We start from the raw sequence: 15,167 nt of genomic DNA, 5'->3' as shown, positions 1-15,167 counted from the left end.
CGTTAAAAGATATGATAGTAGCGAGTGCCAATTACCTTTATAACAACAGAGGTGAAGTGGATAAATTAAACGTGTTCCCTGTGCCTGACGGGGATACTGGCACAAACATGGCATACACGCTTCTTTATGCAGCAAAAGAGCTGGAAAAAGTACAGGATACTGTAAAAGAGGTACTAGAAGCTACTTCCAAAGGCACTTTGATGGGAGCAAAGGGAAACTCGGGAGTAATTCTGTCGCAGATTTTTAAAGGGTTTGCAAAGCATCTTAAGAACTTGAAGAAAATATCTACCTGTGATTTTGCATTGGGATTAAAAGCCGGTGTAGAAGCTGCTTACAAAGCAGTTATGAGGCCGGTTGAAGGAACTATTCTCACTGTGTCAAGAGAAACAGCGGAAGAAGCTCTGAGGATATGCCGCGAAGTTCAGGAATTTGAAGATTTTCTTGAGAGGTTGATTGGCAAGGCGGAACAATCTTTAGAAAATACTCCTAATCTGCTTCCCATTTTAAAAGAAGCTGGCGTTGTGGATTCAGGTGGAATGGGTTTTGTGTATGTGCTTCGTGGAATGCTCCAGGGGCTTAAGGGGAATAAGATAGAAATCGTGGAAGACTTAGAAGAGAAAAAGGAGTTACAGCTACACAAAGAAGAGCTAAAGTACCTCTACTGCACGGAGATACTGGTAAAGACGAATAAGAAATACTCAGAAGCACTTTTTAAAGAGCGCTTTAAGAATTTTGGTGACAGCCTAGTGGTGGTTGCAGAAGACGACCTCTTGAAGGTACATGTTCACACAAACAATCCGGGGTTGGTGCTGGAAGAAGGAGTAAAAATAGGAGAGCTCATAAAGGTTAAGATTGACAATATGAAGCTTCAGCATGAGACTATAATAGGAGAAAATAAAAAGCCAAAGAAAAAATATGGAATTCTTGTGGTAGCAACGGGAGAAGGGGTAAAAGAGATTTTTGAGAATTTAGGCTGTGATGTCATAGTAGATGGCGGGCAAACGATGAATCCCAGCACCAATGAAATTTTGCAGGGAATAGAAAAAATTAATGCAGAATACATTTTTGTATTTCCAAATAATAAAAACATAGTAATGGCATGTGAGCAAGCGAAAAAACTCACTGATAAAAAAGTAAAAGTAATTTCCACCCGTAACTTTAACGAGGCGGTAACTGCAATTTTAGCTTTGGATTTAGAAAAAGAGTTCGATGAAAATGTAAGAATAATTGAAGAAGTTCTAAAAAATGTAAAAACCATTGAAGTGACCTTTGCTGTCAGGGAGTCTAAAGTCAACGGTTTTGATATCAAAGAAGGAGATGTTTTAGGTTTTATAGATGAAAAACTTGAATTAGTGGGAAAGGACTACAATGAGGTGGCAGAAAAGTTAATCGCCAAAGCTATAAGCCCCGATACCTCACTTATTACTATATACTACGGAAAAGATGTTACGAGAGAAAGAGCTGAAGGCCTTAGAAATTTGATTTCTAAAGATGTAGAAGTAGAAATCCATTACGGGGGTCAGCCTCTTTATTACTATGTCATATCGATTGAATAAAAGGTGAAAAGGCATGTCCTTGGATTTAGATATACAGTACGTCAAAGGTGTGGGACCTAAAAGGGCAAAACTTTTTAAGAAACTGGGCATAGATATGGTAAAGGACTTAATATTTTACTTTCCTAGGGACTATGAAGACAGAAGTGAGATAGTGAAAATTGAAGATTTGATAGTGGGGGAAAAGCAGACTTTTAAGGCCTATATTGCGGGAAGTGCAAGAGAAGTAAAAACTTCCCGCGTTGTCATTACAAAAATTCCCGTAAAAGATGGAACAGGGGCTGTAGAGCTTGTGTGGTACAATCAGCCCTATATGAAAAATAACTTCAAAATCGGGGAAGAGTATATCATAAGCGGAAAATTGCAGTTTAAATACGGCCAGCTTGTAGTGGAAAACCCTGTATTAGAAAAGTCAGAAGAGGATTTGAATTTAAATACTGGGAGAATTGTGCCTGTCTACGGGTTAACTGAGGGTCTTACACAGAACATTTTGAGAAAAGTTATATTTAACGCATTAAGCGAATACCTTGATGAGGTAGAAGAATTTTTTGAGGAAGAGTTTTTACGTGAAAAAGGGCTCATGAATTTGAAAGAGGCTTTATTGAACATTCACTTTCCGAAGGATGAGGAAAAGCTTGCAAGGGCAAAATACAGGTTGAAGTATCAGGAATTGTTCTTATTGCAGTTGGCACTATTTTTGGTGAAAAAGTCAGTTAAAGAAAAGAGAGGGATAAGGTTTAGAAAGGTAGACATAAAGCCTTTTGTTTCAAACCTCCCGTTTAAGCTTACTTCTGCTCAAATGAAGGTTTTGAAAGAGATAATACTGGACATGGCCTCTGACAAAGTGATGAATAGACTTATACAGGGAGATGTGGGGTCAGGTAAGACAATAGTGGCTGCTTTTGCCATGTACATTGCAGCAAAAAACGGGTATCAGGTAGCCATGATGGCTCCAACAGAAATACTAGCAAAGCAGCATTACAAGACTCTCGAAGAAATTTTTAAAGGAACAGATATCCGCATAGGCCTTTTGTCAGGCAGTCTTTCTCCTTCTGGGAGGAAAGAGGTGCTGGAGAAGATTGAAAAGGGAGAGTACGATGTAGTAGTAGGTACTCATGCCCTCATAGAAGAAGACGTTTCTTTTAAAAATTTAGGCCTTTGCATAACAGATGAACAGCACCGATTTGGAGTGAGGCAGAGGGCGCTTTTGGCTCAAAAGGGAGAAAATCCAGACGTTTTAGTTATGACGGCTACTCCTATTCCACGAACTTTAGCTTTAATCTTATACGGAGATTTAGATATATCAATAATTGACCAGTTGCCACCTGGCAGAAAAAGAGTAAAAACTTACGTAATACCTTCGTCCATGAGAAAGAAGGCCTATGAATTTGCGATTAAAGAAGTAAAAAAAGGGAGACAAGTTTACGTTGTATGCCCTTTGATTGAAGAATCGGATAAAATAAAAGCGGCTTCTGCCGAAATAGTATATAGAGAAATTTACAAAGACGCTTTTAAAGAAGCAAGAGTTGGACTTTTACACGGAAAAATGTCGGACAGCGACAAAGAGAGGATTATGGAGGCATTTGTCAGAGGAGAGATTGACATACTTGTTTCAACGACAGTCATAGAAGTAGGGGTGAATGTGCCTAATGCTACGGTGATGATTGTGGAAAATGCAGAGAGATTTGGACTTGCTCAGCTTCATCAGTTGAGAGGAAGGGTTGGGAGGTCTGAATTTCAGTCCTATTGCATTTTGATAAACTATTCTCCCTCTGAAACTGCGAAAAAAAGGCTGGAGGTCTTAGCTAGGACTTCTGATGGATTTAAAATCGCAGAAAGGGACCTGGAGATAAGGGGGCCAGGTGAATTTTTAGGCGAAAAGCAACACGGCCTTCCTGAGTTTAAAATCGCTAACCTTTTTGAGGATATCGATATACTAAAAAGGGTACAAAAGGATGTGGAAAGCCTTCTTGAAGAAGACCCTAAACTTGAAAGGCATCCTAAATTGAGGCAAGTTCTCATATCAGAATTTTATGACAAAGTAAAGGATATAATATTAAATTAACAGAAAAGGAGAATAGTGGTATGGAAAAGATAGCAATTGTCACTGACAGCTTATCCGATATACCTGAAGATTTAATAAAAACTTACGGGATCTTCGTGGTTCCTCTTACAATAAACATCGATGGAAAAAGCTACAAAGATGGAGTGGACATAAAAAAGGAGGAATTTTATAAGCTCTTAAGAGAAGGCAAAATGCCTACTACTACACAGGCTTCGCCAGTGGAATTTATGGAGGTTTTTGAAGATTTATTAAAGAGCTTTGACTATGTGATTGCAATTATTCTCACTTCCAAATTCAGCGGTACATATCAATCTGCTGTCATAGCAAGGGATATGGTGGACAAAAATAGGATTGAAGTGATAGACTCAAGGCACTTTACTCTTGGAAATGGAATGCTCGTTTTAAAAGCGGCTAGAATGGCTGTGGAAGGAGCTTCTAAGGAAGAAATCGTATCTACAGTATATGAGACAATTCCTAGAATAAGAGGTATAATGGTTTTTGATTCTTTAGACTATTTATATAGAGGCGGAAGGCTTTCAAGAACCCAGTCAATCATAGGAGGGATTTTAAACGTAAAGCCCATTTTGACCAATGAGGACGGAGAGTTAAAAGTGATAGACAAGGTAAGGGGGCAGAAAAAGGCTATTCGCTGGATAATTGATTATATGAAAAACACAGGTATAGATTTTGCTGAGAGGGAAGTAGGGTTAATTCATACTGACAAAGAAGAATTTTTAAATGAAATAGAGGCAGCTTTACGAAGTGAATTGGAAATTACTAGGTTTATAAGGTCTCAGGCAGGATGTGGAATAGGCACCCATGCCGGACCTGATGCGGCGGGAGTGTTTTTTGAAGAAAAATAAATTTTTATTATTTGCCATTTCAATCACTTTTATACATTTTTGAAAACAAATTTATAGTTTAGATTGCGTTATTTCGGTTAAATTAATAATACAAACATAGATGGAGGTGATTGAAATGGCAGTAGGTTCAGAAAACAGAAATCCTCTTGTGGTTAAAGAAGCAAAGCAGATAATGAATCAGTGGAAGTATGAAGTTGCAAGAGAATTAGGAATTAATCCTCCCGCTGACGGTTATTGGGGAAATTTAACATCAAGAGACTGCGGTGCTGTAGGTGGCCATATGGTGAGAAAGATGATACAGATGGCAGAAAGCCAGTTGGCCAGCAAAGGTACCTGGAAATAGATTAAATAAAAGAGGGATATCTTCCGAGATATCCCTCTTTTATTTCACTCTGTTATATATAGCAATAGTTTACAGGTATATTACCGAAAGAGGGTGGTTAAATTAATAATGAAACAGATTGCAGGAGGTGAGAAAAGTGGCAGTAGGCTCAGAAAACAAAAACCCCCTTGTGGTAAAGGAAGCAAGGCAGGTTATGAATCAGTGGAAATATGAAATAGCTAATGAGTTAGGAATTACTCCTCCAGCTGATGGATACTGGGGGTACCTCACATCAAGAGATTGTGGAGCAGTTGGTGGGCACATGGTGAGAAAAATGATACAGATGGCAGAAAGCCAGATGGCTAGCAAAGGGACTTGGAAATAAGGGAGGCCTAAAAAGGCTTCCCTTTTTAAATTTTTAATCCAGGCAGGAGTTCGCCTGCCTGGACTGGGAGAGGAGAAATTGAAGGAAGAATTGGGGAAATTTCTATTCCCGTTAATATTATTTGCCAACTCAAAAAAGTTTTATACATGTTTTTTTGTAAGATTTTAAAAAAATATGTTAAAATAATAGGGGAAAGTGAGGGAAAAGAGCTTGAGGGTTATAGGAGGTACTTTAAAAGGGAGAAAAATAAAATCTTTGGAAGGGGAGGAAGTGCGGCCTACCTCAGACAGAGTCAAAGAAGCTCTTTTTAACATACTTATGAATAGGATTGAGGGAAGTGTTTTTTTAGACCTTTTTGCTGGCACGGGAAATGTAGGAATTGAAGCTTTGAGCAGGGGAGCAGAGTTTTGCTACTTTGTGGATAAGAGCACAAATAGCGTGAAGTGTATAAGAGAAAACGTGGAAGGGCTTGAGCTACAGCCTTTTTGCAAGATATTCCACAAAGATGCTTTTACAGCTTTAGAAATATTCCACAAAAAAAGTGTAAAATTTGATATAATATTCTTGGACCCTCCTTACTATCAAAATCTTGCAGAGAAAGCTCTGCGAAGGATAGGCTCTTTAGAGGTTTTGAAAGAGGGCGGAATAGTGATAGCAGAAGTTCATAAAAGAGATGAGTTAAAAGAAAGATATGGAAAGCTTAAAAAAGTAAGAGAAAATAAATACGGAGAGACAATACTGATGTTTTATGAGGAGGTAGTATGAGAGTAGCGATTTATCCAGGAAGTTTTGATCCGGTAACTTATGGGCATATTGACATAATAAAAAGAGGTGCAAATCTTTTTGACAAGCTGATTGTAGCTGTTTTATTAAATCCTGCTAAAAGACCTTTATTTTCTATTCAAGAAAGAATAGAGCTTCTGAAAGAAGTGACCAAGGATATTCCCAATGTTGAAGTAGATTATTTTGACGGATTGCTGGTAGAATACGCTAAAAAAGTTAATGCCAGTGCAATAATAAAGGGGCTCAGAATGGTTTCTGATTTTGAATACGAGTTTCAAATGGCTCTTGTAAATAAAAAGCTAAATCCGTCAGTTGAGACAATCTTCTTAATGACCAGTCCAAAATACGGGTATCTAAGTTCTAGCCTTGTCAAGGAAATTGCTCAATTTGGCGGATGCCTTTCCGAGTTTGTACCTGATATTGTGGCAGAAAGGCTCATGGAAAAGTTTAAGAAAAGTTAAAGGGGGTTTTATTTTTGTCAAATTTTGAAGGACTGGAAGTGCTGAGCCTTTTAGAAGAACTGGAGGATATCATAGAGAACAGTTCTTCAATACCGCTTTCTAACAAGGTTTTGATAAATAAGGAAGAGGTCCTGGAATTAATAAGGCAGATAAGAATAAAGCTGCCCGATGAGTTCAAAAGAGCCGAGTGGATAAAACAGGAAAGACAGAGAATTTTGCTTGAAGCCCAGCAAGAGGCAGAGATGATATTGAAAGAGGCAGAGCAGAAGATAAAAGAGATGGTGAGTGAAAGTGAAATAGTGAAAAAGGCAGAGAAGAGGGCTTCAGAGATAATTTCTGCTGCTCAGGCAAATGCCAAAGAAATAAGGCTGGGAAGCAGGGAATATGCGGATGAACTTCTTGCCAAGCTTGAAAACCAAGTAGCAGAAATCCTGGACACAATAAGAAAAAACAGAGAAGAGCTTAAGGGTACTAAATAATCTAGCGCTTTTTTGAGCAAAAGGCCAGTGTTAAGCTCAAAAATATTAAAAACAGCAAAGTAGCTATAAATAAAAAGCTTGAAAGTTGAAGTAGGTTGAGAGGATTTTTGGAAGAATACATATTAAAGGCTGGTAAAGTTAAAGCTTGTTCTTCAAGAGGCGTTAGAATTGTCATAAGATATGAGTAAGCCCCTGCAAGAAAAAATTGAATGGATTTTGCTATAAAATAGGGGAAATAGCCTATTTTTGTTTTTGAGATTACCCCTAGTACTTGGCCGTGTATAGATATTCCTCCCCAAGCGATTATGCTGCTTATGAGAACTACTTTCTGAGAGATAGGAATTGGCAGTTGGCTTATCATACTTGAGCCAACTGTTATTTCTAATATGCCGCTTAAAAAAGAGGGTATGACAATTTCCTCAATTCCTAAAAGGGAAAAAAAGGGCTTAAAGATGGATGAAAAAAGGCTTAATATATTGTAAAGTTTTAGAAATTCTATCACTACAGAGAAAAATACTACATATCCGCCAATTAGAAGAATAGTGTTTACAGATTTTGTAACTGCCTCCGAGAGCAGTATACTGAAGTTTTTTTTATTTTGCACTACAATTGAATAAAAACCGGTCTTTTTCGAATATGTCACCTTTCTAGTGCTTTTTTTGTAAAATCTAAATAAAAGTCCTGTGGTGATAGCAGCCAAGTAATTAGAGGCCATTATGATATATCCTGCTTTTGGGCTGTTCATCATTCCTATGGCTACTGCTCCTAACATAAAAAGGGGCCCTGAATTATTGCAAAAGGCCATCAACCTCTCTGCTTCCTCTGTTGTGCAAAGTTTCTCTTCCCACAGCCTGGTTATGATTTGTGCTCCTACTGGGTATCCAGAAGTGTATCCTATTGCCATTGCGAAAGAACCGCTTCCAGGCACGTTGAACAAAGGCCTCATGAAGGGCTCCAGCAGATTCCCTAAAAAGTGCACTACTCCTAATTGAAGCAAAAGCTCAGAACCTATAAAAAAAGGAAAAAGAGAAGGGGCTATAGTGAAAAGCCAAAGGTTTATGCCACCTTTGGCAGCCTCTAACGCCTCTTTAGGGAAAATTACGAGAGAGATAACCATCAATATGATAAGGGAAATCAAGATGTTGTAAAGTGCCTTTTTCAAATTTTATCCCCACCTCAAGGTTTTGTCATTAATATTATATGGTGGGGTTAGAGTTTTATGATGGGATGGAAAAAATCTAGCTTTGAAATAGCGAAATTTTTGTAGGCGAGGGTGTATACATCCGTCGCAAATAAGTCCCTTTCAAACATCCTGCTATCTTCAATTTTGCTTTTATACTGGGCAACCTTTGTGATGATTGGAAGTTCTGTTTTCTTCTTTATCTCTTTTAAAATTGTTTTGCCTTTTTCGCTAAAGCCCAGCACTCTTATGTAATTTGGCCCGTCAAATTCCTTAAAGAGTTTTTTATCTATCTTGAGGAGAAGGTGTAAGAGTATGTGCCTTATTCGGCTTTCTGTATATCTCTTTGATTTTGTAAGTTTTATCAGGTCTTTTATATTATTTGTCATACTAGCTGCTTTGTAAATTTTGTTATCTATCCCCTCTGCTACATCAAAAATATTTTCTAAAGGATGACCGCTTCGCAAGAGGTAGAGGATGATAGGAGAGAAATCCTGTAAGTATACAGGACCCTGACCTTCTTTAAAGGCTCTTTCCAGTATTTTTAGAGTGAAATCTGGCACATAATTTTTAACTGCTTTTATTCCCTTCTCCTCTATGGCCTTTCTTATAGAAGTAGCACTGGCAAATTCTCCCTCTAATTTCAAGGAGGTGTACAGAGCTCCCCTCCTTTTTATGGTAAAAGGGACGATGGAGCTTTTTATTTTTTTCAAGGCCTTTAAATATTCTATCCCCAATATGTTGTTAGAAGTTTGAAGAGTTTTTGAGATGCTTTCATCTCCCGTGACTTTTACCAATGCTAATTCTCTCGCTTTAGCAAAAGTTAATCCCTTTCCTAGGTTTTCTTTTAAAGCCCTTTTGTAATCTGGCGGTTCTTCTAGAAGTATGTCTGCAATTTTAGAAAGTTTTTCTAAATCTCCTTCTTCGCTTCCAAAAGCTATGCAGTCTATTACCTTCAAAGAGTCTAAAAGCTTGACCGCGCCGTAGGCAAAATTTTCTGCAGTGGAAGTTGCGTACACAACAGGGAGCTCAATTACTAGGTCTACCCCTGCTTTTAAGGCCATTTCTGCCCTCTTCCACTTGTCTACGATTGCAGGTTCACCTCTTTGCACAAAATTCCCACTCATCACCGCTACCACGTATTGACATTTTGTGAGCTTTATCGATTCTTCAAGATGGTAAAGATGGCCATTGTGCAAGGGATTGTATTCGACAATAATTCCTAACGCTTCCATACTATTTGTTTTTCCCTTCAAAAAAATTTTTAATAACGTACTTATTATTTTACACGAAATATGGTAAAATGTAAAAGGGAAACCGTGTATACAATATTACGAAGAGGAGGAGAGATTTTAAAATGTCTGTGATGGACAATATTATACAAAAGGCAAAGGCAAACAAAAAGAAAATAGTTCTTCCAGAAGGTACTGAACCAAGGACTTTAAAAGCTGCCGAAATAGTGTTAAAAGAAGGAATTGCAGATTTAGTATTATTGGGAAAAGAAGAAGAGATAAGAGAAAAGGCAAAAGGACTTGATATTTCAAAGGCAGAAATTGTAGATCCGGAGAAATCACCTAACCTTGAAAGATATGCAAAGGAATACTACGAGCTAAGGAAAAATAAAGGGATGACAGAGGAAGAAGCAGAAAGGCTTATGAGGGACCCAATGTATTACGGGTGCATGATGGTTAAATTAGGGGATGTAGATGGAATGGTTTCAGGAGCAATACACGCAACAGCCGATGTCTTCAGGCCAGCTTTTCAGATCATAAAAACTGCTCCTAATGTGAAGGTGGTTTCTAGTGCCTTCATAATGGAAGTGCCTGAGTGCAAGTATGGCAGCGATGGGGTGTTCATTTTTGCTGACTGCGCCATAAACCCAAACCCGACTGCCGAAGAATTGGCCGCAATTGCCATTGCCTCGGCTCATACCGCTAAAGTTCTGGCAGGAATTGAACCTAAGGTAGCCATGCTTTCTTTCTCTACAAAGGGCAGCGCTAGCCATGAATTAGTAGATAAGGTGAAAAGAGCGACAGAGATCGCGAAAGAGTTGGCACCTGATTTGCTAATTGATGGTGAGTTGCAAGTGGATGCTGCAATTGTAAAAGAAGTAGGCGAGTTAAAAGCGCCGGGCAGTCCTGTTGCTGGACAGGCCAATGTGCTGATATTCCCTGACTTGCAGGCGGGTAATATAGGTTATAAGCTGGTTCAAAGGCTTGCAAAGGCGAATGCGATTGGACCTATCTCTCAAGGACTGGCAAAGCCTGTTAATGATTTGTCAAGGGGATGCAGCGTAGAAGATATTGTAAATGTTATAGCGATAACGAGTGTACAAGCTCAAGGAATAGTGTAAAAAGGGGAGGCAATAATTATGAAAATTTTGGTTATGAATTGTGGCAGTTCTTCTTTAAAATATCAACTACTTGATATGGAAAACAACAAGGTTTTGGCAAAGGGGTTGGCGGAAAGAATAGGAATAAATGACTCTTTATTGACCCATCAGGCGGAAGGCAAGGAAAAAGTGAAGATACAGAGGGATATGAAAAATCACAAGGAAGCTATACAGTTAGTTTTGGAAGTTTTAGTGGATAAAGAAATAGGTGTTATAAAGGACATGAAGGAAATAGATGCGGTGGGACACAGGGTTGTCCACGGAGGAGAATATTTTACAGATTCTGTATTGATTGATGATGAAGTGATAAAGAAATTAGAAGACTGTATTGACCTTGCACCTTTACACAATCCTGCCAACATTGAAGGGATAAAAGCGTGTCAGCAGATAATGCCAGGAGTACCCATGGTGGCAGTTTTTGATACGGCTTTCCATCAGACAATGCCGGATTATGCCTACATATATCCAATTCCCTATGAGTATTACGAAAAGCACAGAATAAGAAGGTATGGCTTCCACGGGACTTCCCACAAGTACGTCTCAATGAGAGCAGCAGAGATTCTCGGAAGGCCAATTGAAGAATTGAAAATTGTCACCTGCCATCTGGGGAATGGGGCAAGCATTACAGCGGTTAAAAACGGCAAATCGATTGACACCAGCATGGGATTTACCCCTTTAGAAGGATTGGCAATGGGTACCAGGTCAGGAAGCATTGACCCCTCAATTGTGACATTTTTAATGGAAAAAGAAGGCCTTACCGCTCATCAGGTAGTTGATATCTTGAACAAAAAATCAGGTGTTTACGGGATTTCAGGCATCAGTAATGATTTTAGAGATATAGAAAATGCAGCATTTAATGAGGGAAATAAGAGGGCAATGCTGGCACTAAAGGTATTTGCCTACATTGCTAAAAAGACCATAGGAGCCTATGCCGCTGCTATGGGAGGAGTGGATGCCATTGTATTTACTGCTGGAGTTGGAGAAAATGGACCTGAGATGAGAGAATTTATTCTGGAAGGCCTGGAGTTTTTAGGATTTACGCTTGACAAGGAGAAAAACACGGTGAGAGGGAAAGAGGCAATAATATCTACAGAAGATTCCAGAGTAAAAGTCATGGTAATTCCTACAAATGAGGAGTACATGATAGCGAAAGATACTGAGAAATTGGTGAAGGGGATTAAGTAGATATTGACAATTGGTATAGGGGTTAGTATAATAGGTGTTGTCAATTACGTTAAGGTGTGTGAAGAAAAATGAAAATTGACCTTTTGAAAATCAAAGGGCAGCTTGGGCGCAGCATATATGTAGACTACGTGGAGGATTTGAAGAGCTTTGATTTTAAGGGAGAAGAGTTTGAAATCGTAGACCCTTGGAGGGTAAAGGGTAAAATTACTGCCCAGAAGGAAGGGCTATTTGCAGAGCTTGATATTAAAGGAAGTATAAGGGCAACTTGTGACAGGTGTTTAGAGGAGTTCATCTATCCTCTGGACTTGAAGTTGAGGGAGTATGTAGAAGAATGTGTGGATGAGGAAGTAGACGACAGTTTCTATGAAAATTTTGATATGACGATTTTTGTGCTGCACTTTGTGATACTTTCTCTCCCTATGAAATTTTTGTGCAGAGAGGACTGCAAGGGATTGTGTCCTATCTGCGGTACCAATCTGAATTACGGAAGCTGCAGCTGTAAGAGAGAGGAAATTGACCCTCGCTTGGAAGTCCTTTCTAAATTGTTGCAGTAAATGTAGGAGGTGTTGAGAATGGGCGGAGTGCCAAAAAGGAGAACATCTAAAGCAAGAAGGGATACGAGAAGGAATAATAGCTTTAAAATTGCCCCACCGGCGTATGTGCTGTGTCCGAGATGTCATCAGCCAAAGCTTCCCCACAGAGTTTGTCCAAATTGCGGTTATTACAAGGACAAAGAAGTAATTAAAGTAGAGGAGTAGCAAAAAAGTAGTAATAGGGTTTCCTATTACTACTTTTTTGTTTTATATAGAAAAATGAGAGTTGTAGAAACTACAAGGTGCCACTTTTTTGTTGATTTTGAGGAAAAAATAATTTATAATTTTGGGTAGGTCATAAAAACAACTAATATTTGGAGCTGGTAATATGGCTGTGAGAGTGAGCAAGGCGGAAAGACAGAGACTTTTAAGAGAGAAAATTAACGAAAACCCCTTTTATACGGACGATGAGCTGGCTGACATGTTTGGAGTAAGTGTGCAGACTATAAGGCTTGACAGGATGGAGTTGGGCATCCCTGAGGTCAGAGAGAGGATAAAAAATGTTGCAGAAGAAAATTATAGAAAAGTAAAAACTATTCTCGGAGCAGAAGTTGTAGGGGAACTCATAGATCTGGAATTGGGGAAAAGGGGCATATCAATATTTGAGCCGACTGAAGACATGGTCTTTGTGAAGACAAAAATCGTAAAGGGCCAGTACATTTACTCTCAGGCAGAGTCCCTGGCTTTGTCTTTGATTGACGCTCCTGCAGCTTTGATTGGAGTCGCAAATATAAAGTACAAATATCCGGTTAAAGTTGGAGATAGGCTTGTGGCTAAGGCTGAAGTGATAAGGCAAAGAGGAAACAAGTATTTTGTGTGGGTAAAGATAAAGGTTAAAGAAAAAGAAGTATTCAGAGGTAAGTTTATACTAGTAGCATTGGAGGAAGATTTCTTGAAAAAAAGGAGTGACACAGTTGAAGTTGGCAATTGATGCGATGGGGGGCGACTACGCGCCAGAAGAAATAATAAAAGGAAGTTTAAAAGCATTAGATCACTTTAAAGATATAGAAATTTTTTTAATTGGCAAAGAAGAGGCTTTAAAGGGGCTTGAAGGTAAGAGTGAAAGGCTAAAACTCATATATGCCAGTGAAGTTATTGAAAATAACGAGGCTTCTGTAGCAGCGATAAAGAAAAAGAAAAACTCTTCGATGGTAGTAGGTTTGGAACTTCTCAAAAAGGGGGAAGTAGAGGCTTTTCTATCAGCAGGCAATACTGGCGCTTTGATGGCAGGCTCTCTTCTTATTCTTGGAAGGATAAAAGGGATAAAAAGACCTGCTTTAGCTCCTATTCTTCCCACTTTAAATGGAGCCACGGTTCTGCTGGATGCAGGTTCTAATACCGACTGCGATGAAGAAAATTTATTTCAGTTTGCGGTAATGGGGCATGTTTACGCTCAGAAGATGTTTGGAATTGAAAAACCCAGGATTGGCCTCTTTAACGTGGGGACAGAAGAAGAAAAAGGGAATGAAGTAGTAAAAAAGGCTTTTGAAAGGTTAAAAAACTCTAGATTGAATTTTATAGGAAATGTAGAGGGAAGAGACATACCCTATGGAGTCTGTGAAGTTGTCGTATGCGATGGATTTGTTGGAAATGCGATATTAAAGTCAATGGAAGGAATTGCTTTTGTGATTTCACAGCTTTTGAAAGAGGAACTTTCTAGAAATATTTTTACGAAAATGGGTGCTCTTCTTATAATGGGAGGCCTTAAAAGGATAACTCAAAAGATGGATTACACTGAATACGGAGGAGCTCCTCTTTTGGGAATCAGCAAACCTGTCATAAAGGCGCATGGCAATTCAAAGGCAAAGGCTATTTTTAATGCCATTAAACAGGCTAAAAACCTTGTGGGAAATGACGTATTGCGTCATATAAAAGAAGAAATTGAGCTTACGGGAGATGAGATAAGTGTGTGAAAAGATTGCAGCAGGAATATTGGGAACTGGCAGCTATCTGCCAGAGAAAATTTTGACAAATTTTGATTTAGAGAAAATGGTGGACACTTCTGATGAATGGATCACTACTAGAACAGGCATAAAAGAAAGAAGGATAGCAGACCCTTCTCAGGCTACATCTGATCTGGCTACTGAAGCTTCTAAAAGAGCTTTAGAGGATGCGAATTTGAAACCAGAGGATTTAGATATGATAATTGTTGCAACTGTCACACCAGACATGAACTTTCCTTCTACCGCCTGCATAGTTCAGGCAAATCTAGGAGCTTTAAATGCGGCTGCTTTTGACATTTCTGTAGGATGCTCTGGTTTCATATATGGCCTTGCTATTGCTCAGCAGTTTGTAGAAACTGGCATGTACAGGAATGTGCTTGTAATAGGAGCAGAGACTCTTTCAAAAATAATTAATTGGAAGGACAGGAATACTTGTGTCCTCTTTGGCGACGGTGCGGGAGCAGCAGTAGTTGGAAGAGTTGAGAGCGGGTATGGCATACTTGGGAGCTACTTGGGGGCTGATGGGACAGGAGGAAAGTATCTGTACATGCCTGCTGGTGGATCGAGAATGCCAGCAAGCCATGAGACTGTAGAAAAAAATCTGCACACCATTTTTATGGAAGGGCAGGAAGTGTTTAAATTTGCAGTGAAGGTGATGGACAGCGCCACAATAGAGGTTTTGGAAAGATGTGGCCTTACGCCAGAAGACATAGACATGTTAATTCCTCACCAGGCAAATACCAGGATAATTGAAGCAGCTAGGAAGAGACTTAAACTAACGAATGACAAAGTCTATATAAATTTAGACAAATACGGGAACACATCAGCGGCTTCTGTTGCAATCGCTCTTGATGAGGCTTATAGAAAAGGTTTGATAAAAAAAGGAGATATAATACTGACAGTGGCCTTTGGGGCTGGTTTGACTTGGGCTTCAAGTGTAATAAAATGGAGCAAATGAAGGAG

Annotated in this window: 17 protein-coding genes; 15 read left to right on the top strand and 2 right to left on the bottom strand. The window is 39.0% G+C overall.

Translation table 11 applies throughout. The annotated features are described in order from the left end of the window. Positions 1-11: 11 nt before the first annotated feature. From EV203_RS03485 to EV203_RS03450, 8 genes are all read left to right on the top strand, one after another. The gene (locus EV203_RS03485; protein ID WP_132039164.1) at positions 12-1,556 is read left to right on the top strand and encodes a DAK2 domain-containing protein; all 1,545 of its coding nucleotides are present in this window, start codon (positions 12-14) and stop codon (positions 1,554-1,556) included. A gap of 13 nt (positions 1,557-1,569) precedes the next feature. Further along, positions 1,570-3,618, top strand: a complete 2,049-nt coding sequence (gene recG / locus EV203_RS03480) for an ATP-dependent DNA helicase RecG (RefSeq protein ID WP_011025752.1) — start codon at positions 1,570-1,572, stop codon at positions 3,616-3,618. A gap of 20 nt (positions 3,619-3,638) precedes the next feature. Further along, complete coding sequence (locus tag EV203_RS03475) at positions 3,639-4,481, top strand: DegV family protein (RefSeq protein ID WP_011025751.1); 843 nt, start codon at positions 3,639-3,641, stop codon at positions 4,479-4,481. A gap of 115 nt (positions 4,482-4,596) precedes the next feature. Continuing rightward, positions 4,597-4,824 carry an alpha/beta-type small acid-soluble spore protein gene (locus EV203_RS03470; RefSeq protein ID WP_011025750.1) on the top strand — a complete coding sequence of 76 codons (228 nt, stop codon included), beginning with the start codon at positions 4,597-4,599 and terminating at the stop codon, positions 4,822-4,824. Between the two features lie 136 nt (positions 4,825-4,960). Next, complete coding sequence (locus EV203_RS03465; RefSeq protein ID WP_011025749.1) at positions 4,961-5,188, top strand: alpha/beta-type small acid-soluble spore protein; 228 nt, start codon at positions 4,961-4,963, stop codon at positions 5,186-5,188. Between the two features lie 210 nt (positions 5,189-5,398). Further along, a complete protein-coding gene (gene rsmD / locus EV203_RS03460; RefSeq protein WP_041587323.1) occupies positions 5,399-5,953 on the top strand; it encodes a 16S rRNA (guanine(966)-N(2))-methyltransferase RsmD in 555 nt (184 codons plus the stop codon). After that, positions 5,950-6,432, top strand: coding sequence for a pantetheine-phosphate adenylyltransferase (gene coaD, locus EV203_RS03455; RefSeq protein ID WP_011025748.1), 483 nt, complete (start codon positions 5,950-5,952; stop codon positions 6,430-6,432). The genes rsmD and coaD overlap by 4 nt, the downstream gene beginning before the upstream one ends. A gap of 14 nt (positions 6,433-6,446) precedes the next feature. Then, entirely contained in the window at positions 6,447-6,911 is a 465-nt protein-coding gene (locus tag EV203_RS03450; protein ID WP_011025747.1) for a hypothetical protein, read from the top strand. 1 nt (position 6,912) lies between these two features. On the opposite strand, the gene ylbJ is transcribed toward EV203_RS03450, so the two are convergent. Further along, positions 6,913-8,073 carry a sporulation integral membrane protein YlbJ gene (ylbJ, locus tag EV203_RS03445; protein WP_011025746.1) on the bottom strand — a complete coding sequence of 387 codons (1,161 nt, stop codon included), beginning with the start codon at positions 8,071-8,073 and terminating at the stop codon, positions 6,913-6,915. Between the two features lie 47 nt (positions 8,074-8,120). After that, the gene (locus EV203_RS03440) at positions 8,121-9,326 is read right to left on the bottom strand and encodes a nucleotidyltransferase (protein ID WP_011025745.1); all 1,206 of its coding nucleotides are present in this window, start codon (positions 9,324-9,326) and stop codon (positions 8,121-8,123) included. Positions 9,327-9,448: 122 nt separating this feature from the next. On the opposite strand from EV203_RS03440, the gene pta reads away from it, so the two are divergent. The 7 genes from pta to EV203_RS03405 all read left to right on the top strand — a co-directional run bounded on the left by pta (position 9,449) and on the right by EV203_RS03405 (position 15,162). Next, positions 9,449-10,444: a phosphate acetyltransferase gene (pta, locus tag EV203_RS03435; protein ID WP_009611063.1), complete on the top strand. Its 996-nt coding sequence runs from the start codon at positions 9,449-9,451 to the stop codon at positions 10,442-10,444. Between the two features lie 18 nt (positions 10,445-10,462). Then, positions 10,463-11,668, top strand: coding sequence for an acetate kinase (locus EV203_RS03430; protein ID WP_022587643.1), 1,206 nt, complete (start codon positions 10,463-10,465; stop codon positions 11,666-11,668). Between the two features lie 68 nt (positions 11,669-11,736). After that, complete coding sequence (locus tag EV203_RS03425) at positions 11,737-12,222, top strand: YceD family protein (protein ID WP_022587644.1); 486 nt, start codon at positions 11,737-11,739, stop codon at positions 12,220-12,222. A gap of 18 nt (positions 12,223-12,240) precedes the next feature. Next, entirely contained in the window at positions 12,241-12,426 is a 186-nt protein-coding gene (gene rpmF / locus EV203_RS03420) for a 50S ribosomal protein L32 (protein ID WP_022587645.1), read from the top strand. Between the two features lie 163 nt (positions 12,427-12,589). Further along, positions 12,590-13,192 carry a transcription factor FapR gene (fapR, locus tag EV203_RS03415; RefSeq protein WP_009611352.1) on the top strand — a complete coding sequence of 201 codons (603 nt, stop codon included), beginning with the start codon at positions 12,590-12,592 and terminating at the stop codon, positions 13,190-13,192. Further along, the gene (plsX, locus tag EV203_RS03410) at positions 13,176-14,174 is read left to right on the top strand and encodes a phosphate acyltransferase PlsX (protein ID WP_132039159.1); all 999 of its coding nucleotides are present in this window, start codon (positions 13,176-13,178) and stop codon (positions 14,172-14,174) included. Before fapR ends, plsX begins: the two co-directional genes overlap by 17 nt. Beyond that, the gene (locus tag EV203_RS03405; RefSeq protein WP_011025742.1) at positions 14,167-15,162 is read left to right on the top strand and encodes a beta-ketoacyl-ACP synthase III; all 996 of its coding nucleotides are present in this window, start codon (positions 14,167-14,169) and stop codon (positions 15,160-15,162) included. Before plsX ends, EV203_RS03405 begins: the two co-directional genes overlap by 8 nt. The last annotated feature ends 5 nt before the right edge of the window (positions 15,163-15,167 follow it).

Origin of the sequence: Caldanaerobacter subterraneus (assembly GCF_004345675.1) — a bacterium.
Taxonomy (GTDB): domain Bacteria; phylum Bacillota; class Thermoanaerobacteria; order Thermoanaerobacterales; family Thermoanaerobacteraceae; genus Thermoanaerobacter; species Thermoanaerobacter subterraneus.
The sequence above is the reverse complement of the archived record's forward strand: the minus strand, read 5'-3'. Positions and strand labels throughout refer to the sequence as shown.